This window comes from Cupriavidus sp. 05T313 (assembly GCF_056396665.1).
This window is the reverse complement of record NZ_JBFTLX010000673.1, coordinates 1-406: the sequence shown is the minus strand read 5'-3', so window position 1 is coordinate 406 and position 406 is coordinate 1. Positions and strand designations below refer to the sequence as shown.

1 protein-coding gene is annotated in these 406 nt (G+C 72.4%); it reads right to left on the bottom strand.

All coding sequences use genetic code 11. The features are described from left to right. On the bottom strand, positions 1–406 hold a 406-nt coding region (locus AC1DKD_RS42305; RefSeq protein WP_477144875.1), incomplete at both ends, for a hypothetical protein.

Here is a 406-nt window from a genome sequence, read left to right as displayed (position 1 = left end):
CGGCGAAGCCGGCCGCGGTGAGGCGCTCCCGCAGCGGCTCCAGGCCGCCGTCGTATTCAAAGCCAAGGCCCGAGCGGGACGCTCCGGCTGCCGGCCGCACCAGGAGTACCCCGCCATTCTTGGCCGTGAAGTCCGCGGTTTCGTCGTTGTCCGGCACGGGCCGGGGGCGGACGCCGATGTGCAGCAGCGTGCGGACGGCACCTTCGGGGTCCGCGGTGTACCAGACCGCGGCTACGGCCAGTGCGGGATCGGCGTCAGCGCACTGGGCAAAGTGGGCAGCCTTGTCCGCGAGGAAGCTGAATCCGTCCGGCGCGCTGATCCGGCAGGCGTCACCGTGGTCAGCGGTGACGAGTTCGGCCGGTCCGGCGCCTTCCGCCGCGCCTTCCTGTGGGGACTCCTCCTGGGC